Source organism: Pseudomonas sp. XP1 (genome assembly GCF_053557675.1).
In genome coordinates this window covers 99,404-122,828 of sequence record NZ_JBNRIJ010000010.1, presented here as the reverse complement: position 1 = coordinate 122,828, position 23,425 = coordinate 99,404, and the positions used below count along the sequence as shown (strand labels likewise).

The window sequence follows — 23,425 nt, the reverse complement described above, 5'->3', positions numbered from 1 at the left end:
TAAAAAAAGCCGGTATTTGTGCTGGTAGTAATGGCCTCTTCGCGGGTGAACCGGCTCCCACAGGTATTGCGCAAACCTCGGGCCTGCGATGCCCCTGTGGGAGCGGGTTTACCCGCGAAGAGGCCGGCACTGACGAAACAAGCCTGTCAGCGATAATTCAGGTCAGATATCCCAGACCACATTGATGCCGAAGTTGCGCCCCGGCATGGTCAGGCGGTCGATGTTGGCCGGCTGGGTCACGGCCGCTTCACCCTGGCCGTCGTAGCTGCGTACCGAATCCCACTGCCAGTACTTCTTGTCGGTGAGATTGTACAGGCCGGCGTTGATGGTCACATCGTCGGTAACCTTGTAGTAACCGGTCAGGTCCAGCACCCCATAGCCTGGGGTGCGGAACTTGGAACTCGAGCCGTCGGGCGAGTAGAAGGTACTGTCGTCGACGCGGGTCTTGCGCTTGACCAGTGTCCAGCTCAGCAGGCCGCCGTAGTGCTGTTGTTCGTAACCCAGGCCGAACACGCCCTTGAGCGGGTTGACGCTGTTCAGTGGCTCGCCGGTGTCATCATTACGGCCATAGGTGTAGGCGATCGAGCCCTGGGTATACAGGCCCTGCGGCGCACCGAAGTGGTTTAGGTTCAGGCGGCCCTTGACCTCGGCACCCTTGATGGTGGCGTGCTTGATGTTGTTGGCCTTGAAGGTCTGCTCCAGGTTGGCGCTTTGTACGGCATCTTCGTCGATGAAGTCGCGGTACTTGTTGTAGAACACCGCCACGTCGAAATTACCTGCGTCGAAGTTGCCACGCAGGCCGGTTTCATAGCTTTTGCTCTTTTCGGGTTCGAGGCCCGGGTTGCCTTCTACGCGGTAGCCTTGCTCGATGTTCTCGAACTTCCCGTACATGGCTTTGGCGGTCGGGGTGCGGAAACCTTCGGCGTACTGGCCATACCAGGTGTAGTTGTCGTTGAAGGCGTAGGTCAGGCCGAACTTGGGCGAGATACGGTGCCACTTCTTGTCCGAATCGTCCTGGGAGGTGGGCACGGTACCGGAGGACTCCAGGCCACGCAGGAATTCCTCGGTGAACCTGGGCTTCATGCGCGTGTAGTCGTAACGAGCGCCAGGCAGGAAGGTCCAGTTGTTCCAGCGGATTTCATCCTGTACGAACAGGCTGTAGGTGTTCACGGTCGGGTCCGGGAAGTCACTGACCAGCGCCTGGCCGTCTGCCGGGCGCTCGGCGCCAGCGGCGGAACAACCTGAACCAACGGCCAGGCAGGTGCCGGTGCCGCTGCGCGAACCGGTGACCTTCTCGTGCTTGAGGGTGGTGCCGTAGGTCAGCAGGTGGTCGGTGGCGCCGAGGCTGAAAGCCTTGTCCAGCTGGGCATCGAATACCCATTGGCGGTCCTTGTAGAGGGTGTCGCGGGTACGCAGTACCTGACGGCCAGGTGGTGCGTAGACCTCCTCGGTGTGCTGGTCGGTCTTGGCGATCTGGTAGTTCAGGCTCCACTTCACATGGTCGGCGACCAGCGAATCCAGGCCGAACTCATGGTTGATGCCAAAGCGTTCGCGGGTGATGGTGTCGTTGCCATTACGCGCCTTGTAGTAACCCGAGGCACCCAGGCCAGGAATGAAGGGCCCGCCCACCGCACTGAGGATGTTCTGGTCGCGGTCATCCTTGTAGTGTTCGTAGGTGAAGCCCAGGCGCGCGTCGTCGGCGTAGTTCCAGCCCAGCTTGGCCAGCACGTTGGTGGTGCGCACATCCATCGGGTTGGCTTCGGTACGGGCCAGGCCGTCACCGCTGTGGCCACCGTGGGTCTCGGTTTCGTGGCCGTTGCGCTGGCTCAGGTGCAACAGGCCGTCGAAGTCGCCCTGGCGGCCGGCGACGGTGGCGGAGGTCAGCCAGCTCTCGTCGGCCGAGCTATAGCCAGTCTTCAGGCGGGCGCCTGCGTCCTTGCCCGGCTTGATGATGTCGTCCGGGTCGAGGGTGAAGTAGCTCACTGCCCCGCCGATGGCGTTGCTGCCGTACAGCACCGAAGCCGGGCCGCGGAGGATTTCCACACGCTTGACGATCTCCGGGTCCACGTAGTTGCGCTGGGTCTGGGCGTAGGGGCCGAAGAAGAAGCTGTCGGGGATCGACACGCCATCGACCTGGGTGAGGATGCGCTCGCCGTCGATGCCACGGATGTTGTAGCCGTTCAGGCCGCTGCGCTGGCCGGTGCCAGCTACCGACACGCCCGGTTCGTAGCGCACCAGGTCCTGGATGTTGTTGACGTTCTGCCGGTCGAGTTGCTCGCGTGTCTGCACGCTGACGGTGCTCGGCACCTGGCTGACGTCCTGGGCGCTGCGGGTGGCGCTGACGGTCACTTGTTGCAGGGCAATCACGTTGGCGCTGGCCTGGCGTTCGAGTACCACATTGCCACTGCTGATCTTGCGAAAGCCCAGGCCGGTGCCGTGTAGCAGGCGCTTGAGCGCGGCTTCCGGGGGTAGCGAACCCTGCACCCCTGGCGATGCCACGCCGTCGGCCAGTTCGGCGCTGAAGCCGACCTGCCAGCCGGTGACCTGGCTGAAAGCATTGATGGCCGAAACCAGCGGCTGCTGGCCGATGCTGAAGCGGTAGTCGCCCATGCGCGGGCTGCTGGCCTGTGCCGTTTCGGTGGCCAGTGCCGGCAGGCTTATGGCACCGCTGGCGAGCAGGGCAAGGTTCAGTAGGGAAAGGCTCAGGAGGGACAGTTGCCCTCTGTGGCGAGGAAGGGTGGAGGGGCGGGTAGGACCTGTGGACATCGGAAGCGCTCCCTGACGCGCGGGCTGTTATAGGTGATGGCTGTACTCGTTTTCAAACGAGAATCAGTTGCATTGGCTATAACGAGACGGGCGGGGTAGCGTGACTGCGTAAAAAAAGTTGGATTGCGGTCTGGCGATCTGTATCGCGATTTCTATGGGAGCGTGTCGAGTTTCAGATTTGCGGATCAGTTCAGGATGACCAGCGCCGGGTACTCATGCAGCTGTGCCGAGGTGATGTGGGCCAGCGCGCGCAGGGTTTGCAGCGGCTGGTCGAGGCGGTAGTTGCCGGTGACTGCCATGTCTTCCAGCTGCGCATTGCGGTTGATGATCCAGCCTGGGTAGTAGCGCTGCACCTCGGCCAGCACCTGGCTCAGCGGGCAATTCTCGAACACCAGGCGGCCGTCGACCCAGGCCAGGTCCTTGTGCATGTCGGGGCGCTGGCGCTGGCCGAACCCCTGGGGGCCGACGCTGATGCTGTCGCCGGCGCTCAGGCGAATGCGCTGGTCGCGGGCCCCCTGCAGGTCGACATCGCCGCGCTGCACCCGCACCTGTGCCTCGCCATCGAGGTAGCGCACGGCAAAGTCGGTGTCGCGCACCTGCGCGCGCAATGGCCCGGCCTGCACTTCCAGTGGCAGCAGCGCGCCCTCGGGGACCTGGAAATAAGCCTCGCCCTGTAGCAGGCGGGCGATCTGGTGGCCGTCACGCTGCTCGCTGGCAAATGCCGAATTGGTGTTGAGCAGCACTTTCACGCCGTCTTCCAGCTGCAGGCGCTGGCGCTCGCCCACCACCGTCAAGTGGTCGGCCTGCAGGCGCATGGGCAAGTTGCCCAGGGTGAACAGCCCGACCAGCAGCAGCGCCGCCGTGGCCAGGGGTTTCCAGTGGCTGCGCAGGCGCCCGCGCCACGAGCGGCGCTGTTGCTGATGCATCTGCACGGCCGCCTGGTGCAGCGGTGCGCCGTTCCACAGGGCTTCTGCCTCGACATAGGCCTCGGCATTTTCCGGCGCTGCGCTCAGCCAGGCTTCGAAGGCCTGGGTGTCCTTGGCGTCGGCGCATTGCAGGCGTACCAGCCAGTCCAGCGCCTCGTCCATGGCACGAGCACTGGGCCCGGCGGGTGACGGGCGAGGGGGGCTGTCGGTCACGGTGAATCCTTGAATGGTTTTTGCGAATGATCAAGGCTGAGGCGGGGCGTGGCAAGGGCTTTGCGTTGCCTCACTTGAGGCGGTCGGCGACCCCCATGCAGATCGCCATGATCAGTTTCAGTTCCTTCTGTACCGTGCTGGGCGAAACATTCAGTTGTTCGGCGATTTCCAGGTAGGTGGCGCCATGCAGGCGGCTGAGGATGAAGATGCGCTGCTGGCGTTCGCTCAGTTGGTTGAGGCTGATGCTCAGGTGCTTGAGTAGCTGCTCGGCATGGGCCGCATCCTCGCTGCTGGTGGCCGGCGCGGCCACGCTGTGCAGGACCTCGTCGGGCACGTCGTCGACCAGCATGCGCGATTGCACTCGGCGCGCGCGCAGGTGGTCGAGGGCCAGGTTGCGTGCGGTCTGGAACACGAACGGTTCGATGTGTTCGATGGGCCGTTCACCGAGGGCGCGGGACACCCGCAGGTAGGTTTCCTGCAAAAGGTCCTCGGCCGTGTTGGGGTTGCCCACCATGCGCTGCAAGGTGCGCAGCAGGGTAAGGCGCTGGACGAGGAAGACAGAGTTGAACCGGGACTGACTCACGGGGGGACCTGGCCGACGAAAGGTTAATGATAATGCTTATCATCCTCCTCGAAGGTCAAGCCTGGAAATGTTAGGAAAGGGTAAAGATTGTGAGTATTGGGCGCAGAGGCGCTCGCTGCGGCATTATCAGCGCCTGTGAGATCGAGCGCCGCGCGGGCGGCGCTCGATCTCTCAGGCGGTAAAAATGCCGTGTCATGCTCAGCCGGCGCGGCACAACGCCAGGCAGTTATCCAGCATGCGGTTGGAGAACCCCCACTCGTTGTCATACCAGGCCAGCACCTTGAGCATGCGCCCGTTGGCCCGGGTATGGTTGGCATCGAAGATCGACGACAGCGGGTTGTGGTTGAAATCGCAGGAAACCAGCGGCAAGGCGTTGTAGCCCAATACCCTGGAGTGCTTGCTGGCCTCGAGGAACAACTGGTTGACCTGCTCAGCCGTGGCCTCGCGCTTGAGGTTGACTGTGAGGTCCACCAGCGACACGTTGATCACCGGTACCCTTACCGCCATGCCGGTCAGCTTGCCGGCCAGCTCCGGCAGCACCAGGCCCACGGCCTCGGCGGCGCCGGTCTTGCTCGGGATCATCGACTGGGTCGCCGAGCGCGCACGGTACGGGTCGCCGTGGTACACATCGGTCAGCACCTGGTCGTTGGTGTAGGCATGGATGGTGGTCATCAGTCCCTGTTCGATGCCGAACTCGCGGTGCAGCACCTGGGCAATCGGTGCCAGGCAGTTGGTGGTGCAGGAGGCATTGGAAATGATCTGGTGCGAGGCCCGCAGGATGTCGTGGTTGACCCCGTACACCACGGTGGCATCGGCGCCTTTGGCCGGTGCCGAGACGATCACCTTGCCAGCCCCCGCAGCCAGGTGCGCGGCGGCCTTGGCGCGCTCGGTGAACAGCCCGGTGCATTCGAACACCACGTCGATCGCTTCGGCCTTCCAGGGCAGTTCGGCCGGGTTGCGGATGGCGCTGACCGCGATGCGGTCACCATTGACCGTGAGGCTTTCGTGGTCGGCCTCGACGCTGGCGTCGAAGGTGCCGTGCACGCTGTCGTACTTGAGCAGGTGGGCATTCATGGCGCTGTCGCCCAGGTCGTTGATGGCGACGACCTGCAGGTCCTGGCGGTAGCCTTGGGTATACAGTGCGCGCAGGACGTTGCGCCCGATGCGGCCGAATCCATTGATGGCGATGCGTAGGGTCATGGCAGTACCTCTGGCAGTCCGAGTGAAACCTGTGGCACAAAGGAGCTTCACTGAAACGGTTTTGTTGTTGGAATTACAAGATTATTCACCTGCCGATAGAAAACAAGCCTTTTTAGTGGCAGTATTTTGTTTAAACATACAACGAGTGGTTGGGCGACGTGCCTCCACCGATGCAGCGGGCTCCTCTACCTTGAGCCTAGGCCGCAATCGTTTGGAGGGGAAATGCCCGGTAAACCGCCCTTACAATTAGCCTGGAGTCCAGTACATGCATCCGCGCATCCTTGAGGTCACCCAGCGGCTGGTCGAACGTAGCCGTGCCACCCGCGAACGCTACCTGCAACTGATTCGCGGCGCGGCCAGTGACGGCCCCATGCGTGCCAGCCTGCAGTGCGCCAACTTCGCCCATGGCGTGGCTGGTTGCGGCAGCGACGACAAGCAGACCCTGCGCCTGATGAACGCGGCCAACGTGGCCATCGTCTCGGCCTACAACGACATGCTTTCGGCGCACCAGCCCTACCAGCACTTCCCCGAGCAGATCAAGCAGGCCCTGCGCGATGTCGGTTCGGTCGGCCAGTTCGCCGGTGGCGTGCCGGCCATGTGCGATGGCGTGACTCAGGGCGAGCCGGGCATGGAGCTGGCCATCGCCAGCCGCGAAGTGATCGCCATGTCCACCGCCGTGGCCCTGTCGCACAACATGTTCGACGCCGCGCTGATGCTGGGCATCTGCGACAAGATCGTCCCTGGCCTGATGATGGGGGCGCTGCGCTTCGGGCACCTGCCGACCATCTTCGTTCCGGGCGGGCCGATGGTCTCTGGCATTTCCAACAAGCAGAAGGCCGACGTGCGCCAGCGTTATGCCGAAGGCAAGGCCAGCCGCGAAGAGCTGCTGGATTCGGAGATGAAGTCCTACCACAGCCCTGGCACCTGTACCTTCTACGGCACTGCCAACACCAACCAGCTGGTGATGGAAGTGATGGGCCTGCACCTTCCGGGCGCCTCGTTCGTCAACCCGTACACACCGCTGCGCGACGCGCTCACCGCCGAGGCCGCGCAGCAGGTCACGCGCATGACCAAAGCCAGCGGCAACTTCATGCCGCTGGGTGAAATCGTCGACGAGAAGGCGCTGGTCAACTCCATCGTCGCCCTGCACGCCACCGGCGGCTCGACCAACCATACCCTGCACATCCCGGCGATTGCCCAGGCCGCCGGTATCCAGCTGACCTGGCAGGACATGGCCGACCTGTCCGAGGTGGTGCCGACCTTGTCCCACGTCTACCCCAACGGCAAGGCCGACATCAATCACTTCCAGGCCGCGGGCGGCATGGCCTTCCTTATCCGCGAGCTGCTCGATGCCGGGCTGCTGCACGAAGATGTCAACACAGTGGCCGGCCATGGCCTGCGCCGCTACACCCAGGAGCCGTTCCTCGACAACGGCAAGCTGGTGTGGCGCGAAGGGCCGCAGCACAGCCTGGACGAAAGCATCCTGCGCCCGGTCGCGCGGCCGTTCTCGGCCGAAGGCGGCCTGCGGGTGATGGAGGGCAACCTCGGCCGCGGCGTGATGAAGGTGTCCGCTGTCGCCCCTGAGCACCAGGTGGTCGAGGCGCCAGCGCGAGTGTTCCAAGATCAGCAGTCGCTGGCCGATGCGTTCAAGGCAGGCGAGCTGGAGCGTGACTTCGTCGCCGTGGTGCGCTTCCAGGGCCCGCGCTGCAACGGCATGCCGGAGCTGCACAAGCTCACACCGTTCCTCGGCGTGCTGCAGGACCGTGGCTTCAAGGTGGCGCTGGTTACCGACGGACGCATGTCCGGTGCTTCGGGCAAGATCCCGGCGGCCATTCATGTTTGCCCCGAGGCTTATGACGGCGGCCCGCTGGCACGAGTGCGCGATGGTGATATTGTGCGGGTCGATGGTGTCGAAGGCACGCTGCGGGTAATGGTGTCGGCCGAAGAACTGGCCAGCCGCGATCTGCCGCCAGCGCCACAGGGCAACGACCTGGGCTGCGGGCGCGAGCTGTTCGGCTTCATGCGCATGGCGTTCAGCCCGGCAGAGCAGGGCGCCAGTGCCTTCACCTCGGCCCTGGAGAACCTCAAATGAAGGACCTGCTGGTTGGCGACATCGGCGGCACCAATGCCCGTTTTGCGTTGTGGCGTGACAACCAGCTGCATGAAGTGAAGGTCTTCGCCACCGAGGACTACACCAGCCCGGAACAGGCCATCGAGGCTTACCTTGAAGGCCTGGGCATTCCCCGCGGCGGCGTGACTGCTGCCTGCCTGGCGGTGGCCGGGCCGGTCAATGGCGACGAGTTCCGTTTCACCAACAACCATTGGCGCCTGAGCCGTCTGGCATTCTGCCAGCGACTGCAGATCGAGCAGCTGCTGCTGATCAATGACTTCACCGCCATGGCGCTGGGCATGACCCGCCTGCGCGATGGCGAGTTTCGCGAAGTGTGTCCAGGCCAGGCCGATCTTGCGCGTCCGGCGTTGGTCATCGGTCCGGGTACCGGTTTGGGTGTCGGCTCCCTCTTGCGAGTGGGGGAACGTTGGTGTGCCTTGCCGGGCGAGGGCGGGCACGTCGACCTGCCGGTGGGTAATGCCCGCGAAGCAGCGATTCACCAACAGATTCACGCCCAGATCGGCCACGTCAGCGCCGAAACCGTGCTCAGTGGCGGTGGTCTGCTGCGCCTGTACCAAGCAATCTGTGAACTGGACGCTGACATACCCCGACACAAGACCCCGGCGCAAATCACCGATGCTGCGCTGGCCGGCGAACCACGGGCGCTGGCGGTGATCGAACAGTTCTGCCGTTTCCTTGGCCGAGTGGCGGGTAACAATGTTCTGACGCTGGGCGCGCGGGGAGGGGTCTATATTGTCGGCGGCGTGATCCCGCGGTTTGCCGAGCTGTTCCTGCGCAGCGGGTTCGCCGCGAGTTTTTCCGACAAGGGCTGCATGAGTGGTTATTTCGCTGGCGTACCGGTTTGGCTGGTGACGGCGGAGTTTTCCGGGTTGCTGGGGGCCGGGGTGGCTTTGCAGCAGACGCTGGATCACGGATAGGTAGGCCACTGCGCGACCCAATCGCCGGCAAGCCAGCTCCCATACCGATCGCTTCAAGCCTAGGGCTGTGCAATAACTGTGGGAGCCTGGCTTGCCGGCGATGGGTTGCGAAGCAGCCCCAGAAAGCAACACCCGACAGCAGGCAAAAAGACCTGCAATCAACAAGAGGAAGGACTACCTTGAGCACTGCCGGCAAATCGATCCTGATGGTCGACGACGACCAGGAAATCCGCGAGCTGCTGCAAACCTACCTGAGCCGCTCCGGCTTCCAGGTGCATGCCGAAGCCGACGGCAAGGGCTTTCGCCGCGCGCTGGAATCCACCCCCTGCGACCTGGTCATCCTCGATGTCATGCTGCCCGATGAAGACGGCTTCAGCCTGTGCCGCTGGGTACGCCAGCACCCGCGCCAGGCACGGGTACCGATTATCATGCTCACCGCCAGCTCCGACGAAACCGACCGGGTCATCGGCCTGGAGTTGGGCGCCGACGACTACCTGGGCAAGCCGTTCAGCCCCCGCGAACTGCAAGCGCGGATCAAGGCCCTGCTGCGTCGCGCCGAGTTCGGCCAGGCGGCGCCGGGCGGTGCGGTGCTGGCCTTCGACGACTGGCGCCTGGACACGGTCAGCCACCGCCTGTTCCATCGCGACGGTGAGGAAGTGATTCTCTCTGGCGCCGACTTCGCCCTGCTCAAGCTGTTCCTCGACCACCCACAGCAGATCCTCGACCGCGATACCATCGGCAACGCCACTCGTGGTCGCGAGCCGATGCCGCTGGACCGCATCGTCGACATGGCGGTCAGCCGCCTGCGCCAGCGCCTGCGCGATACCGACAAACCACCCCGGCTGATCCGCACCGTACGCGGCAGCGGCTACCTGTTGGCTGCCCATGTCTGCAATGCGCCCTGAGCGGCGCTGGCGACTGCTGCCGCGTTCGCTACTGGGGCGCATGCTGTTGCTGACCCTGCTGGTGGTGCTGCTTGCCCAGGGTTTGTCGAGCGTCATCTGGGTTGCCCAACTGCGCGCCAGTCAGTTGCAGGGCCTGCGTGCCAGCGCCAGCAGCCTGGCTCATTCGATGAGTGCCAGCGTCAGCTACTTCCGCTCGTTGCCAGTGGCCTATCGGCCGATGGTCCTCGACCAGTTGCGCAGCATGGGCGGTACACGCTTTTTCGTGTCGCTCAACGCCAAGCCGCTGGACATGCCGCTACTGCCCGTTACCCCGCGCAAGCAGGCGGTGATCGATGTGTTCCAGCAGGTGCTGCATGAGCGCCTGGGTTCGCAGATGGAAATTTCCGTCGAGTTCGTCGGGCCCGACGACCTGCGTATCTTCAACAGCGGCCTGAAGCTCGACGAACTGCCACGCTCCTGGGCGCATTACTCGCTGACACTCGAGCCACTCAACCCGCCGGTGCTGGTAACCCAGATCCGCCTGGGTGAGGGTGAGTGGCTGTACATCGCCTCGCTGCTGCCCGAGCCCTACACCAGCCTGGAGGCCGAGCGCCTGCCGCGCCAGCAGATTGGCTTCATCGTGTTGACCACGGTCCTGCTGCTGCTGTTCATCGGCTTGCTGGTGCACTGGCAAAGCTGGCCGCTCAAGCGCCTGGCGCGGGCTGCCCGAGAGATGTCACTGGGCGCCGATGTGGCACCGGTGGCCGAAGGTGGTGGCAGCGAGGTGGTCGAGGTGGGGCGTGCATTCAACAGCATGCGCGAGCGCATCAGCCGCTACCTGACCGAGCGTAGCCAGCTGTTCAGTGCCATCTCCCACGACCTGCGCACGCCGATCACCCGCTTGCGCCTGCGCGTCGAGCTGCTGGAGGACGAGCGCCTGCAGGCCAAGTTCAGCCAGGACCTGGACGAGCTGGAGCTACTTGTCAAAGGTGCATTGCAGTGCGTGAAGGACACCGACATCCACGAGAACATCGAGCCGGTCGACCTCAACCAGGTGCTGGAAATCCTGGCCGAGCCGTACCTGGGCGATGGCCGCATCACGCTAGAAGGCCGGGCGCTGGCGCCATACCCGGGCAAACCGCTGGCGTTGCGGCGCTGCATCGGCAACCTGATCGACAACGCCATCAAGTACGGCGAGCGAGCGCGGCTGCGCATCATCGACAGTGCCGAGGGGTTTGTCCTGCAAGTGGATGACCAGGGGCCGGGGGTGCCGCAGCAGCAGCTGGAGCAGGTATTCGAGCCGCACTTCCGTCTGGCGGGGCAACAGCAGGGGTACGGGCTGGGGTTGGGGATTGCGCGCAACATTGCCCATAGCCATGGCGGGGAGGTGAGCTTGCTGAACCTGCGTGAGGGCGGGTTGCGGGTGACCTTGTACCTGCCGCGGGGCATGGACTGAAGGGTTGTATTGCCTGTACCGGCCCCTTCGCGGGTAAACCCGCTCCCACAAAGACCTCACAGGTCCATACAGGCTCCGAGGCTAATGCAAAAACTTGTGGGGGCGGGTTTACCCGCGAAGGGGTCGGCACAGGCAGCACAAATGTCACTTACTGGTGACAAATCCACCTTCCTTGGTGACATTCCCATCCAGGCCCGCTCACTAGAATTCGCAGACGACTGGCAAGGATCTAGCTGGCCCATGAACACCTACAACCTGCCTTCCACCCGCTGGCTCGACGCCCCGGCCCACACCGCCTGGCGCATGGCCGAAGGGCAGCGCCTGCTGGCCTTCGCCACGGCTTCGAAACTGCCCGATGGCTTCGGTAGCCTCGACGCCGCAGGCCTGCTTGCCCCCGGTGCCCGCGCCGAAACCCTGATCACCGCCCGCATGACTCACTGTTTCGCCCTGGCCCACCTGCAGGGCCTGCCTGGCTACCTGCCCTATGCCGAACACGGTGTTGCCGCCCTGCTTGGCGCGCTGCAGGATGCCACCTACGGCGGCTGGTTCGCCCACCCCGGAGGCCATGACGACAGCGGCAAGGCGGCTTACCTGCATGCCTTTGTCGCCCTGGCCGCCAGCTCGGCGGTGATGGCAGGTGCTTGCGGTGCACCAGCCTTGCTGGCAGGCGCGGTGCAGGTGCTCGAAGCGCATTTCTGGAGCGAAGAGGAGGGTGCCCTGCGGGAAGCCTTCTCCCGCGCCTGGCAGTTGCCCGAGCAGTACCGTGGTGCCAACAGCAACATGCATGCGGTCGAGGCCTTTCTGGCCCTGGCAGACGTAACTGGTGACAACCTGTGGCTGCAACGCGCCTTGCGCATCGCCGAACGCATCATCCATACCCATGCCGCCGCCAACGGCTACCGGGTCATCGAGCATTTCGACGCCCTCTGGCAGCCGCTGCCGCACTACAACCAGGCGTACCCGGCAGACCACTTCCGGCCTTATGGCTCCACCCCCGGGCATGCCTTGGAGTGGGCGCGGTTGCTGTTGCATCTGGAAGCCAGCCTGGAACAGGCCGGCCTGCATGCCCCGCAGTGGCTGCCAGACTGTGCCCGTGCATTGTTCGATACAGCCTGCCAGCAGGCCTGGAACGTCGATGGCGCGCCCGGTTTTGTCTACACCCTGGACTGGGCCGATCGCCCGGTGGTGCGCGCACGCCTGCACTGGGTGCATGCCGAAGCCTGCGCCGCCGCCGCGGCCCTGTTGCAGCGCACGGGCGAGGCGCACTACGAGCAGTGGTACCGCCGTTGCTGGGACTTCATCGTCAACCATTTCATCGACCATGGCGCTGGCAGTTGGCACCACGAACTCGATACGCGCAACCAGCCGGCCGCGACCATCTGGCCAGGCAAGCCCGACCTCTACCATGCCTACCAGGCGCTGCTGCTGCCGGGCTTGCCACTGGCACCCAGCCTGGCCAGCAGCTTGGCCGGCAATGTAACCAAACGATGACATTCACGCATCGCTTCGTTACCTGGCGAGGCGAGCACGCTGTTTAGACTTCATGCAACGCAAGCGATCGACTTGCACGGCATAACAACAAGAAAGGTGCTTCGATGAATTCCACGCTCCGTCTCGCTGCCGCCATCTCCCTGGCCTCCTTGCTTCCATTCAATGCCCTGGCTGCCGAATCCAAAGGCAGTGTCGAGGTGGTGCACTGGTGGACCTCTGGTGGTGAAAAAGCGGCGGTCGATGTGCTCAAGGCCCAGGTCGAAAAAGATGGTTTCACCTGGAAGGACGGTGCCGTTGCCGGTGGTGGTGGTGCCACCGCCATGACCGTGCTCAAGAGCCGCGCCGTTGCCGGCAACCCGCCGGGTGTCGCGCAGATCAAGGGCCCGGACATCCAGGACTGGGCGGCCACCGGCCTGCTCGACGCCGATGTACTCAAGGATGTGGCCAAGAAAGAAAAGTGGGACTCACTGCTCGACAAGAAAGTCGCCGATACCGTCAAGTATGACGGTGACTATGTCGCCGTACCGGTGAACATCCACCGTATCAACTGGCTGTGGATCAACCCCGAAGTCTTCAAGAAGGCCGGCGTCGACAAGGCGCCAGCCACCCTCGACGAATTCTACGCCGCTGCCGACAAGCTCAAGGCCGCCGGCTTCATCCCGCTCGCCCACGGCGGCCAGCCGTGGCAGGACAGCACCGTGTTCGAAAGCGTGGTGCTGGCGGTGATGGGGGCCGATGGCTACAAGAAGGCCCTGGTCGACCTTGACAGCACAGCCCTGACCGGCCCGCAGATGGTCAAGGCGCTGACCGAACTGAAAAAGGTCGCCAGCTACATGGACCCGGATGGCAAAGGCCAGGATTGGAACCTGGAAGCGGCCAAGGTCATAAACGGCAAGGCCGGCATGCAGATCATGGGCGACTGGGCCAAGAGCGAATGGACCCTGGCGAAGAAAACCGCCGGCAAGGACTACCAGTGCGTGCCATTCCCCGGCACCGACAAGGCGTTCCTGTACAACATCGACTCGCTGGTGGTGTTCAAGCAGAACGACGCCGGCACGTCTGCCGGGCAGCAGGATATTGCCCGCAAGGTGCTGGGCGAGGACTTCCAGAAGGTCTTCAGCAGCAACAAGGGGTCGATCCCGGTGCGCAACGACATGCTTGCCGACATGGGCAAGTATGACTTCGACGTCTGCGCGCAGACCTCCGCCAAGGACTTCCTGGCCGATGCCAAAAATGGCGGCCTGCAGCCGAGCATGGCGCACAACATGGCCACCACGCTGGCCGTGCAGGGCGCGTTCTTCGATGTGGTGACCAACTACATCAACGACCCCAAGGCCGACCCGGCCGATGCGGCGAAGAAGCTGGCGGCGGCGATCAAGGCTGCCCAGTAAGGCTGACGCGAATCCGTTGTAGGAGCGGCCTTGTGTCGCGATGGGCTGCGCAGCAGCCCCATAACCTGCGCACTCGATCTTTCAGGTAGGTATCGACCTTGAGTCCGTTGGGGCTGCTGCGCAGCCCATCGCGACACAAGGCCGCTCCTGCAGGGGAGTGCGGCGCCTTTGAGGTGAACCATGACCACAGCAACCGCCCAACTGCGGGCCTCACCCCTGGACGCGTTACAGCGCTGGCTGCCCAAGCTGGTGCTGGCGCCGAGCATGTTCATCGTTCTGGTGGGCTTCTACGGCTACATCCTCTGGACTTTCGTCCTGTCCTTCACCACCTCGACCTTCCTGCCGACCTACAAATGGGCCGGCCTGGCGCAGTACGCCCGGCTGTTCGACAACGATCGCTGGTGGGTGGCAAGCAAGAACCTGCTGCTGTTCGGCGGCCTGTTCATCGCCATCAGCCTGGTCATCGGTGTAGTGCTGGCGGTCCTGCTGGACCAGCGCATCCGTCGCGAAGGTTTCATCCGCACCATCTACCTGTACCCCATGGCGCTGTCGATGATCGTCACCGGCACCGCCTGGAAGTGGCTGCTCAACCCCGGCATGGGCCTGGACAAGCTGCTGCGTGACTGGGGCTGGGAGGGCTTTCGCCTTGACTGGCTGATCGATCCAGACCGGGTTGTGTACTGCCTGGTGATCGCCGCCGTGTGGCAGGCCTCGGGCTTCATCATGGCGATGTTCCTTGCCGGCCTGCGTGGCGTCGACCCGTCGATCATCCGTGCCGCTCAGATCGACGGTGCCAGCCTGCCGCGAATCTACTGGCGCGTGGTGCTGCCCAGCCTGCGCCCGGTGTTCTTCAGTTCGCTGATGATCCTCGCGCACATTGCCATCAAGAGCTTCGACCTGGTGGCGGCCATGACTGCCGGTGGCCCAGGCTACTCGTCCGACCTGCCCGCGATGTTCATGTATTCATTCACCTTCAGCCGCGGCCAGATGGGCATGGGCTCGGCCAGCGCCATCCTGATGCTCGGGGCGATCCTGGCGATCCTCGTGCCTTACCTGTACTCGGAGTTGCGGAGCAAACGCCATGCATAGCCCTCTCGACAAAGCAGTGCCGAGCCCGAGCCGCATCGCCATCCACGCGGTGCTGTTACTGGCGGTGCTGCTGTACCTGGTGCCGCTGGTGGTGATGCTGCTGACCAGCTTCAAGACCCCGGAAGACATCAGCACCGGCAACCTGCTGAGCTGGCCGGCGGTAATTACCGGCATCGGTTGGGTCAAGGCCTGGGGCACGGTCAGCGGTTATTTCTGGAACTCGATCATGATCACCGTGCCAGCGGTGCTCATCTCCACCGCCATCGGCGCGCTGAACGGCTATGTGCTGTCGATGTGGCGCTTCCGCGGTTCGCAGCTGTTCTTCGGCCTGCTGCTGTTCGGCTGCTTCCTGCCGTTCCAGACCGTACTGCTGCCGGCCTCGTTCACCCTCGGCAAGCTTGGCCTGGCCAGCACCACCACCGGCCTGGTACTGGTGCACGTGGTCTACGGCCTGGCCTTCACAACGCTGTTCTTCCGCAACTTCTACGTGAGCATCCCCGATGCGCTGGTCAAGGCTGCGCGCCTGGACGGTGCCGGGTTCTTCACCATTTTCCGCCGCATCATCCTGCCGATGTCCACGCCAATCATCATGGTCTGCCTGATCTGGCAGTTCACCCAGATATGGAACGACTTTCTGTTCGGCGTGGTGTTCTCCAGCGGCGATTCGCAACCGATTACCGTGGCCCTGAACAACCTGGTCAACACCAGCACCGGGGCCAAGGAATACAACGTCGACATGGCAGCGGCGATGATCGCCGGCCTGCCAACCCTGCTGGTCTATGTGGTGGCAGGCAAATATTTCGTCCGCGGGCTGACTGCTGGCGCGGTAAAGGGGTAAGTCATGGCAACGCTCGAACTTCGCAATGTGAACAAGACCTACGGCAGCGGCTTGCCGGACACCCTCAAGGACATCCAGCTGTCGATCAAGGATGGCGAGTTCCTGATCCTGGTCGGCCCGTCGGGCTGCGGTAAGTCGACCTTGATGAACTGCATCGCCGGGCTGGAGCAGATCACCGGCGGTGCGATTCTCATCGACCAGCAGGACGTCAGCGGCATGAGCCCCAAGGACCGCGACATCGCCATGGTGTTCCAGTCCTACGCGCTGTACCCGACCATGAGCGTGCGCGAGAACATCGAGTTCGGCCTGAAGATCCGCAAGCTGCCCCAGGCCGCCATCGACGAAGAAGTGGCGAGGGTGGCCAAGCTGTTGCAGATCGAGCACTTGCTGGCGCGCAAGCCGGCGCAGCTGTCCGGTGGCCAGCAGCAGCGCGTGGCCATGGGCCGGGCGCTGGCGCGGCGGCCGAAGATCTACCTGTTCGATGAACCGCTGTCCAACCTCGATGCCAAGCTGCGCGTCGAGATGCGTACCGAAATGAAATTGATGCACCAGCGCCTCAAGACCACCACCGTGTACGTCACCCATGACCAGATCGAGGCCATGACCCTGGGCGACAAGGTGGCGGTGATGAAGGACGGCATCATCCAGCAGTTCGGCACCCCGCAGCAGATCTACAACGATCCGGCCAACCAGTTCGTCGCCAGCTTCATCGGTTCGCCACCGATGAACTTCATCCCGGTGCGCCTCACTCAACAGGACGGGCGCCTGCTGGCCTTGCTCGACAGCGGCCAGGCGCGTTGCGAACTGCCTCTGGGGGTAGCCGCTGACGAGCTGGATGGCCGCGAGATCATCCTGGGCATCCGCCCCGAGCAGATTGCCCTGGGTGCAGCCGAGGGCAATGGCCTGCCCGGCATTCGCGCCGAGGTGCAGGTGACCGAGCCCACCGGGCCGGACCTGCTGGTGTTCGTCACCCTGAACCAGACCAAGGTCTGCTGCCGCCTGGCGCCGGATGTGGCGTGCCGGGTCGGCGACAGCCTGAACCTGCAATTCGACCCGGCCCGGGTGCTGCTGTTCGACGCTGCCAGCGGTGAGCGCCTGCACCTGGCCACTACTGCCACGGCCATGAAGGACAATGTGGCGCACTTCAAAGGCCGATAACTCGTCTACACCGTCAAATAAGAACAAGAGGACGCAAAGGGATGGAACAGCGCAAACGCATCAGGACATTAGGTTCGCTCGCCTTGCTCGCACCGCTGGCGATGGCCGCTGGCAGCGGCGCGCAGGCTGCCGAGGCTTTTTCCAGCGAATCGAAGTGGATGACCGGCGACTGGGGCGGCACCCGCACCGAGCTGCTGGAAAAGGGCTATGACTTCACCCTTGATTATGTCGGTGAGGCGGCTGGCAACTTGCACGGCGGCTACAACGACGACAAGACCGCGCGCTATAGCGACCAGTTTGCCCTCGGTGCGCACCTGGACCTGCAGAAAATCTTCGGCTGGCACGACGCCGAGTTCAAGCTGGCGATCACCGAGCGCAGCGGCCGCAACCTGTCCAACGACCGTATCAGCGATCCGCGCGCCGGGCAGTTCAGCTCGGTGCAGGAAGTGTGGGGCCGTGGCCAGACCTGGCGGCTGACCCAGATGTGGGTCAAGCAGAAGTACTTCGACGGCGCACTGGACGTCAAATTTGGCCGCTTCGGCGAGGGCGAGGACTTCAACAGCTTCCCCTGCGACTTCCAGAACCTGGCTTTCTGCGGCTCGCAGGTGGGCAACTGGGTCGGCGGCATCTGGTACAACTGGCCGGTCAGCCAGTGGGCGCTGCGGGTGAAATACAACATCACCCCGGAATTCTTCGTCCAGGTCGGCGCCTTCGAGCAGAACCCTTCCAACCTGGAAACCGGAAACGGCTTCAAGCTCAGCGGCAGCGGTACGAAGGGTGCGATCCTGCCGGTGGAAGCGGTGTGGTCACCCAAGGTCAACGGCCTGCCGGGCGAGTACCGCCTGGGTTACTACTACAGCACGGCCAAGGCCGACGATGTGTTCGATGACGTCAACGGCAACCCGCAGGCGCTGACGGGCGAAGCCTTCAAGTCGCACTCCAGCAAGCATGGCTGGTGGGTGGTGGCGCAGCAGCAGGTCACCGCCCATGGCGGCGACGTGAACCGTGGCCTGAGCCTGTTCGCCAACTTCACCGTGCACGACCAGGCCACCAACGTGGTCGACAACTACCAGCAGCTGGGGTTGGTCTACAAAGGCGCCTTCGACGCCCGGCCCAAGGACGACATCGGCTTCGGCGTGGCGCGCATTCATGTGAACGACGACGTGAAGAAACGCGCCGAACTGCTCAACGCCCAGAGCGGCATCAGCGATTACGACAACCCAGGCTTCGTGCCGCTGCAGCGTACCGAGTACAACGCCGAGCTCTACTACGGCTTCCACGTCACCAACTGGCTGACCGTGCGGCCCAACCTGCAGTACATCAAGAGCCCCGGCGGGGTCGATGAGGTGGACAACGCGCTGGTCGCGGGATTGAAGATTCAGTCGTCATTCTGAGAGCAATTGTTGTAAATTTACGCCAATCCACTTCGGTACCCGGCACCCACTGGCCTCCAGTGGTTGTCGGGGATAGGCCGAGACAGCGCTATCTCAAACAACAAGAGCTCTGAACCATGCCCGAACATCCGCTCCATCGCTTCTTTACCTCGCAGCGGCCCCGGCCGACATTCGAGTGGGAGCGTTACCAGCAGCGCGATGTGCTGATCATCGACCATCCCCGTTGCCAGGCGGTGTTCAGCCGCCAGGGTGCGCAACTGCTGCATTTTCAACCAGCGGGTGAACGGCCCTGGCTGTGGTGCGCCGAGCAGTGGCCCCAGGTGGGGGCGATCCGCGGTGGTGTGCCGGTGTGCTGGCCATGGTATGGCCGCCACCCCAGCGAGGACTTGTGGCCGGCCCATGGCTGGGCGCGGCTGCTCGACTGGAAGCTGGTGGACAGCCGCGAGGACGAGGAGGGGGTAACCCTGAAATGGCGGCTGGACCTGTGCGACTGGCAGGTCGACCTGCATGCCCGGCTGGGTAGCCGCATGGAGCTGAGCCTTAGCACCGAGCACCAGGACAGCGAACCCTGCCAGCTGAGCCATGCCCTGCTGGCCTACTGGCGCATCAGTGACGTGTCCGAGATAGCGCTGTCCGGGCTCGAGGATATCGAAGGCTACGACCGCCTGAACCGTCAGGCCTGCCGTGAAGATGGCGCGCTGAAACTCAAGGGCGGCTGCCAGAAGGTCTACCCCGGCACGCCGCGGGTGCAATTGCAGGACCCGGCCTGGCAGCGCGAACTTTGCATCGATACCGGTGACAGCGACGACACGGTGGTCTGGCACCCAGGCAATCGCCCGTTGATGGGCGTGACCGGGCGCGAATGCCAGCGTTTCATCTGTGTCGAGGCCGCCAGCGGCAGCGGCGAGGGCTTGAGCCTGGCGCCGGGGCAGCGTGCCCACCTGCGCCTGCAGGCGCACCGGCTCAGTTGAGCTCGTCGTCCTCGATCGGATAGCGGCTGGCGTTGAGGCTTTCCTTGATCTTGCGCAGGTGCGGCTGGAAATCCACGCCGCGCCGCAGGGTCATGCCGGTAGCCAGCACATCGAGCACGGTCAGCTGGATGATCCGTGAGGTCATCGGCATGTAGATGTCGGTGTCTTCCGGCAGCGGAATGTGCAGGCTAAGGCTGCAGGCATTGGCTAGTGGCGAACCGGCAGCGGTCAGGCCCAGCACCGAGGCGCCGTTTTCCCGGGCCAGGCGGGCCACCTCGACCAGTTCGCGGGTTCGTCCGGTGTAGGAAATGATCACGAACAGGTCGCCGGTGTGCGCCACCGAGGCCAGCATGCGCTGCATCAGCACGTCGGCGTGGGCCGACACTGCCAGGTTGAAGCGGAAGAACTTGTGCTGGGCGTCCAGCGCCACCGGGGCAGAGGCGCCCAGGCCGAAGAAGTGGATCTGCCGGGCCTGGATCATCATGTCCACGGCACGGCTGACCTGCTGCGGGTCGAGTTGCTGGCAGGCGCTGTCGAGCGAGGCGATGGCACTGGCGAAGATCTTCTGGGTGTAGGCGGCCGGGTCATCGTCAGCCTCCACCGCGCGGCTGACGTAGGCGGCGCCGCTGGCCAGGCTCTGCGCCAGCTGCAGCTTGAGCTCGGGGTAGCCGCTGACGCCGAACGAGCGGCAGAAGCGGTTGACGGTAGGTTCGCTGACCTTGGCCGCCTGAGCCAGCGCAGCGATGCTGAAACGGGTTGCTTGTTGCGGGTTGAGCAGGATGACTTCGGCGACTTTGCGTTCGGCCTTGTTCAGCTCGTCGAGGCGGCCCTGGATTTGTTCCAGGAGGTTTCGCACGCGGTCCATGGGTGTGTCCTTGGGTCGGGAAGACAGCCGGCTGTGGGAGCAGCAGGCTTTTTGCACGGTCGTCTATCGTACTGTCGGCGCGGTTGACGTACCACTTGTCTGTAACACTTGCGTGTAATGTTGTGGTTTTTACTACATTATCCCTTGAAAACCGTATGTGAAAGCGGTATTCCTAGACCAACTTTAGGAAAGAACCAACATCATGGCTGCGATCAGTGTCGAACCTTGCACCTTTGCCCTGTTTGGCGCCCTCGGCGACCTGGCATTGCGCAAGCTGTTTCCTGCGCTCTACCAGCTCGACCGGGCCAACCTGTTGCACCCGGAAACCCGCCTGCTGGCGCTGGCCCGCGAGGCCGGTAGCTCGCAGGGCCACCTGGACAGCATCGAAGCGCACCTGCGCCGGCATGTACCCGAGGCCGATATCGAGCCCGCCGCGCTGGGCCGCTTCCTCGCCAGGCTGAGTTACCAGCACCTGGACTTTCTCCAGCCCGAGGGCTACCAGGCCTTAGCTGAGCAATTGCCGGCCGAGCTGCCGCTGATCGCCTACTTCGCCACCGCTGCGGCGGTGTATGGGGCCATCTGCGAAAACCTCGACAAGGTCGGGCTGGCCGCACGCACCCGAGTGGTGCTGGAGAAGCCCATTGGCCACGACCTGGAGTCGTCGCGCCGGGTCAACGATGCCGTGGCGCGGTTCTTCCCTGAGAGCCGGGTCTATCGCATCGACCACTATCTGGGCAAGGAAACGGTGCAGAACCTGATCGCCCTGCGTTTCGCCAACAGCCTGTTCGAAACCCAGTGGAACCAGAATTCCATCTCCCATGTGGAGATCACGGTCGCCGAGAAGGTTGGTATCGAAGGCCGCTGGGGCTACTTCGACAAGGCCGGCCAGCTGCGCGACATGATCCAGAACCACCTGCTGCAGCTGCTGTGCCTGATCGCCATGGACCCGCCCAGCGAACTGTCGGCCGATGCCATCCGTGACGAGAAGGTCAAGGTACTCAAGGCCCTGGCACCGATCACCGGTGAAGGGCTGAGCACCCGTGTGGTGCGCGGCCAGTACATCGCCGGCTACAGCGATGGCAAGCCGGTGCCTGGTTACCTGGAGGAAGACAACGCCAACGCCCAGAGCGATACCGAAACCTTCGTCGCCCTGCGTGCCGACATTCGCAACTGGCGCTGGTCTGGGGTGCCGTTCTACCTGCGTACCGGCAAGCGCATGCCGCAGAAGCTGTCGCAGATCGTCATCCACTTCAAGGAAACGCCGCACTACATCTTCGCCCCGGAACAGCGTTTGCAGATCGGTAACAAGCTGATCATCCGCCTGCAACCGGACGAAGGCATCTCTTTGCGGGTAATGACCAAGGAGCAGGGCCTGGACAAAGGCATGCAACTGCGCAGCGGCCCGTTGCAGCTGAATTTCTCCGATACCTGGCGCAGTGCAAGGATTCCGGATGCCTACGAGCGGCTGTTGCTCGAAGTGATGCGCGGTAACCAGAACCTGTTCGTGCGCAAGGACGAAATCGAGTATGCCTGGAAGTGGTGCGACCAGCTGATCGCCGGCTGGCGTAACGCGGGCGATGCGCCCAAGCCATACGCGGCAGGCTCCTGGGGGCCGATGAGCTCGATTGCACTGATCACACGCGATGGGAGGGCGTGGTATGGGGATATCTGAACTGAAACTGCCAGCGGCTGTGAAGGTACACGAGCTGGCGGATGCCAAGGCTCTGGCCGCAACCCAGGCCCATGACGTGGCCGTGCGCCTGCGCGCGGCCATTGCTGCCAAGGGCCAGGCCTGCGTGGTGCTGTCCGGCGGCCGCAGCCCGGTGCCGTTCCTCGAGAAGCTGGCCAGCGAAAACCTCGACTGGGCCAAGGTCACCGTCAGCCTGGCCGACGAGCGCTGGGTGCCGGTGGAGCACGCCGACAGCAACGCCGGCCTGCTGGCCCGCCACTTGTTCAAGGGCGCGGCGGCCAAGGCCCGCTTCGTTGGCCTTTACCAGCAGGCAGAGAACCTTGATGCCGCCGCGGGCAGGGCCGATGAGGTCCTGGCCGAGCTGCCGCCGATCGACGTGCTGGTGCTGGGCATGGGGGATGATGGCCATACCGCCTCGCTTTTCCCCGCCAGCCCCAACCTGGAGGCCGGCCTCGACCTGGCCAACCCTCGCCGCTGCCTGCCCTTGCTGGCACCGAGCGTACCGCACCAGCGCCTGTCGATGACCCGTTCGCTGCTGGCCAGCTCCGCCTTTACCGCGCTGTCCATACAAGGGCAGGGCAAACTCGCTACCCTGCGCGCCGCGCTGGCTGGCAACGACCTTACCGAAATGCCGATTCGCGCTTTTCTTCACGACCCCCTGGACATCTACTGGTGCCCATGAGCCAAGGATCCACAGTCATGACCACCCTCGAACGCCCACAGCCCAAGCTCTCGATGGCCGACAAAGCCGCACGGATCGACGCCATTTGCGAAAAGGCGCGCATTCTGCCGGTGATCACCATCGCCCGTGAGGAAGATATCCTGCCCCTGGCTGATGCCCTGGCCGCCGGCGGTATCCGTACCCTGGAAGTGACCTTGCGCTCGCAATATGGCCTGAAGGCCATCCAGGTGTTGCGCGAGCAGCGCCCGGAGCTTTGTGTCGGTGCCGGCACCGTGCTCGATCGCGGCATGTTCGCCGCCGTTGAAGCTGCGGGTGCGCAATTCGTCGTTACGCCAGGCATTACCCAGGACATTCTCGAAGCTGGTGTGGACAGCGAGATCCCGCTGCTGCCAGGCATCAGCACGCCGTCAGAAATCATGATGGGCTACGCCCTGGGCTACCGCCGCTTCAAGCTGTTCCCGGCGGAGATCAGCGGCGGCGTGGCGGCGATCAAGGCCTTTGGCGGCCCGTTCGGCGATATTCGTTTCTGCCCAACGGGCGGTGTGAACCCGGCCAATGTGCGCAACTACATGGCGCTGCCCAATGTGATGTGCGTGGGTGGCACCTGGATGCTAGACAGCAGCTGGATCAAGAACGGCGACTGGGCGCGGATCGAAGCGTGCAGTGCGGAAGCGATGGCGCTGCTGGACGCCAACTGAATTTGTTGTGTGCTTTACGGCTTGTGGGGCGCTTGGTCGGCGCCCCTTTTTTTTGCCTGGAGATCTTGCAGCGCCTGTACCG

Annotated in this window: 19 protein-coding genes; 14 read left to right on the top strand and 5 right to left on the bottom strand. The window is 63.8% G+C overall.

Annotation, left to right across the window (positions count from 1 at the left end):
• Positions 1-162: 162 nt before the first annotated feature.
• The 4 genes from ACK1U9_RS11915 to gap form a co-directional block, all read right to left on the bottom strand.
• Positions 163-2,766, bottom strand: coding sequence for a TonB-dependent receptor (locus ACK1U9_RS11915; RefSeq protein WP_108480957.1), 2,604 nt, complete (start codon positions 2,764-2,766; stop codon positions 163-165).
• Between the two features lie 185 nt (positions 2,767-2,951).
• The gene (locus ACK1U9_RS11910) at positions 2,952-3,905 is read right to left on the bottom strand and encodes a FecR family protein (RefSeq protein ID WP_085600589.1); all 954 of its coding nucleotides are present in this window, start codon (positions 3,903-3,905) and stop codon (positions 2,952-2,954) included.
• Positions 3,906-3,975: 70 nt separating this feature from the next.
• Positions 3,976-4,488: an RNA polymerase sigma factor gene (locus tag ACK1U9_RS11905; protein WP_025337861.1), complete on the bottom strand. Its 513-nt coding sequence runs from the start codon at positions 4,486-4,488 to the stop codon at positions 3,976-3,978.
• A 198-nt stretch (positions 4,489-4,686) separates the two neighbouring features.
• Positions 4,687-5,688, bottom strand: a complete 1,002-nt coding sequence (gap, locus tag ACK1U9_RS11900; RefSeq protein WP_003257961.1) for a type I glyceraldehyde-3-phosphate dehydrogenase — start codon at positions 5,686-5,688, stop codon at positions 4,687-4,689.
• A 265-nt stretch (positions 5,689-5,953) separates the two neighbouring features.
• Between gap and edd the strand changes: the two genes are divergently transcribed.
• From edd to ACK1U9_RS11845, 11 genes are all read left to right on the top strand, one after another.
• Positions 5,954-7,780: a phosphogluconate dehydratase gene (gene edd / locus ACK1U9_RS11895; protein WP_046616960.1), complete on the top strand. Its 1,827-nt coding sequence runs from the start codon at positions 5,954-5,956 to the stop codon at positions 7,778-7,780.
• The gene (locus tag ACK1U9_RS11890) at positions 7,777-8,736 is read left to right on the top strand and encodes a glucokinase (RefSeq protein ID WP_153670691.1); all 960 of its coding nucleotides are present in this window, start codon (positions 7,777-7,779) and stop codon (positions 8,734-8,736) included. Before edd ends, ACK1U9_RS11890 begins: the two co-directional genes overlap by 4 nt.
• Positions 8,737-8,915: 179 nt before the next feature.
• The gene (gene gltR, locus ACK1U9_RS11885) at positions 8,916-9,641 is read left to right on the top strand and encodes a two-component system response regulator GltR (protein ID WP_108480958.1); all 726 of its coding nucleotides are present in this window, start codon (positions 8,916-8,918) and stop codon (positions 9,639-9,641) included.
• The gene (locus ACK1U9_RS11880; protein WP_108480959.1) at positions 9,622-11,076 is read left to right on the top strand and encodes an ATP-binding protein; all 1,455 of its coding nucleotides are present in this window, start codon (positions 9,622-9,624) and stop codon (positions 11,074-11,076) included. Before gltR ends, ACK1U9_RS11880 begins: the two co-directional genes overlap by 20 nt.
• A gap of 240 nt (positions 11,077-11,316) precedes the next feature.
• Complete coding sequence (locus tag ACK1U9_RS11875; protein ID WP_085600582.1) at positions 11,317-12,567, top strand: D-mannose isomerase; 1,251 nt, start codon at positions 11,317-11,319, stop codon at positions 12,565-12,567.
• Positions 12,568-12,671: 104 nt separating this feature from the next.
• Positions 12,672-13,958 carry an ABC transporter substrate-binding protein gene (locus ACK1U9_RS11870; RefSeq protein WP_046617130.1) on the top strand — a complete coding sequence of 429 codons (1,287 nt, stop codon included), beginning with the start codon at positions 12,672-12,674 and terminating at the stop codon, positions 13,956-13,958.
• Between the two features lie 180 nt (positions 13,959-14,138).
• Complete coding sequence (locus ACK1U9_RS11865) at positions 14,139-15,047, top strand: carbohydrate ABC transporter permease (protein WP_025337868.1); 909 nt, start codon at positions 14,139-14,141, stop codon at positions 15,045-15,047.
• Positions 15,040-15,885, top strand: coding sequence for a carbohydrate ABC transporter permease (locus ACK1U9_RS11860; RefSeq protein ID WP_046617128.1), 846 nt, complete (start codon positions 15,040-15,042; stop codon positions 15,883-15,885). The genes ACK1U9_RS11865 and ACK1U9_RS11860 overlap by 8 nt, the downstream gene beginning before the upstream one ends.
• 3 nt (positions 15,886-15,888) lie before the next feature.
• Positions 15,889-17,043 (top strand): ABC transporter ATP-binding protein, encoded by a 1,155-nt coding sequence (locus tag ACK1U9_RS11855; protein ID WP_085600578.1) that lies wholly within the window; start codon positions 15,889-15,891, stop codon positions 17,041-17,043.
• A 101-nt stretch (positions 17,044-17,144) separates the two neighbouring features.
• Positions 17,145-18,437: a carbohydrate porin gene (locus ACK1U9_RS11850; protein ID WP_230384892.1), complete on the top strand. Its 1,293-nt coding sequence runs from the start codon at positions 17,145-17,147 to the stop codon at positions 18,435-18,437.
• Between the two features lie 116 nt (positions 18,438-18,553).
• Complete coding sequence (locus tag ACK1U9_RS11845) at positions 18,554-19,408, top strand: D-hexose-6-phosphate mutarotase (RefSeq protein WP_046617125.1); 855 nt, start codon at positions 18,554-18,556, stop codon at positions 19,406-19,408.
• Here ACK1U9_RS11845 and hexR read toward each other — a convergent pair.
• A complete protein-coding gene (gene hexR, locus ACK1U9_RS11840; RefSeq protein ID WP_169774905.1) occupies positions 19,401-20,264 on the bottom strand; it encodes a DNA-binding transcriptional regulator HexR in 864 nt (287 codons plus the stop codon). The genes ACK1U9_RS11845 and hexR overlap by 8 nt on opposite strands.
• A gap of 211 nt (positions 20,265-20,475) precedes the next feature.
• On the opposite strand from hexR, the gene zwf reads away from it, so the two are divergent.
• Genes zwf through ACK1U9_RS11825 form a run of 3 tightly spaced genes read left to right on the top strand, consistent with a single transcriptional unit; the run spans position 20,476 to position 23,343 of the window.
• Positions 20,476-21,945, top strand: a complete 1,470-nt coding sequence (gene zwf / locus ACK1U9_RS11835; RefSeq protein WP_108480193.1) for a glucose-6-phosphate dehydrogenase — start codon at positions 20,476-20,478, stop codon at positions 21,943-21,945.
• On the top strand, positions 21,932-22,645 hold the full coding sequence (gene pgl / locus ACK1U9_RS11830; RefSeq protein WP_108480192.1) for a 6-phosphogluconolactonase: 714 nt from the start codon (positions 21,932-21,934) through the stop codon (positions 22,643-22,645). The genes zwf and pgl overlap by 14 nt, the downstream gene beginning before the upstream one ends.
• Before the next feature lie 17 nt (positions 22,646-22,662).
• On the top strand, positions 22,663-23,343 hold the full coding sequence (locus ACK1U9_RS11825) for a bifunctional 4-hydroxy-2-oxoglutarate aldolase/2-dehydro-3-deoxy-phosphogluconate aldolase (RefSeq protein ID WP_025337874.1): 681 nt from the start codon (positions 22,663-22,665) through the stop codon (positions 23,341-23,343).
• Positions 23,344-23,425: the final 82 nt, after the last annotated feature.

Excerpts from the sequence above, each read along its gene's own strand:
- gap (WP_003257961.1), bottom strand. The coding sequence starts at position 5,688 with ATGACCCTACGCATCGCCATCAATGGATTCGGCCGCATCGGGCGCAAC.
- ACK1U9_RS11860 (WP_046617128.1), top strand. The coding sequence starts at position 15,040 with ATGCATAGCCCTCTCGACAAAGCAGTGCCGAGCCCGAGCCGCATCGCC.
- pgl (WP_108480192.1), top strand. The coding sequence starts at position 21,932 with ATGGGGATATCTGAACTGAAACTGCCAGCGGCTGTGAAGGTACACGAG.
- ACK1U9_RS11875 (WP_085600582.1), top strand. The coding sequence starts at position 11,317 with ATGAACACCTACAACCTGCCTTCCACCCGCTGGCTCGACGCCCCGGCC.
- ACK1U9_RS11855 (WP_085600578.1), top strand. The coding sequence starts at position 15,889 with ATGGCAACGCTCGAACTTCGCAATGTGAACAAGACCTACGGCAGCGGC.
- ACK1U9_RS11865 (WP_025337868.1), top strand. The coding sequence starts at position 14,139 with ATGACCACAGCAACCGCCCAACTGCGGGCCTCACCCCTGGACGCGTTA.
- ACK1U9_RS11915 (WP_108480957.1), bottom strand. The coding sequence starts at position 2,766 with ATGTCCACAGGTCCTACCCGCCCCTCCACCCTTCCTCGCCACAGAGGG.
- ACK1U9_RS11890 (WP_153670691.1), top strand. The coding sequence starts at position 7,777 with ATGAAGGACCTGCTGGTTGGCGACATCGGCGGCACCAATGCCCGTTTT.
- ACK1U9_RS11880 (WP_108480959.1), top strand. The coding sequence starts at position 9,622 with ATGTCTGCAATGCGCCCTGAGCGGCGCTGGCGACTGCTGCCGCGTTCG.
- edd (WP_046616960.1), top strand. The coding sequence starts at position 5,954 with ATGCATCCGCGCATCCTTGAGGTCACCCAGCGGCTGGTCGAACGTAGC.
- ACK1U9_RS11845 (WP_046617125.1), top strand. The coding sequence starts at position 18,554 with ATGCCCGAACATCCGCTCCATCGCTTCTTTACCTCGCAGCGGCCCCGG.
- ACK1U9_RS11850 (WP_230384892.1), top strand. The coding sequence starts at position 17,145 with ATGGCCGCTGGCAGCGGCGCGCAGGCTGCCGAGGCTTTTTCCAGCGAA.
- ACK1U9_RS11825 (WP_025337874.1), top strand. The coding sequence starts at position 22,663 with ATGACCACCCTCGAACGCCCACAGCCCAAGCTCTCGATGGCCGACAAA.
- zwf (WP_108480193.1), top strand. The coding sequence starts at position 20,476 with ATGGCTGCGATCAGTGTCGAACCTTGCACCTTTGCCCTGTTTGGCGCC.
- ACK1U9_RS11870 (WP_046617130.1), top strand. The coding sequence starts at position 12,672 with ATGAATTCCACGCTCCGTCTCGCTGCCGCCATCTCCCTGGCCTCCTTG.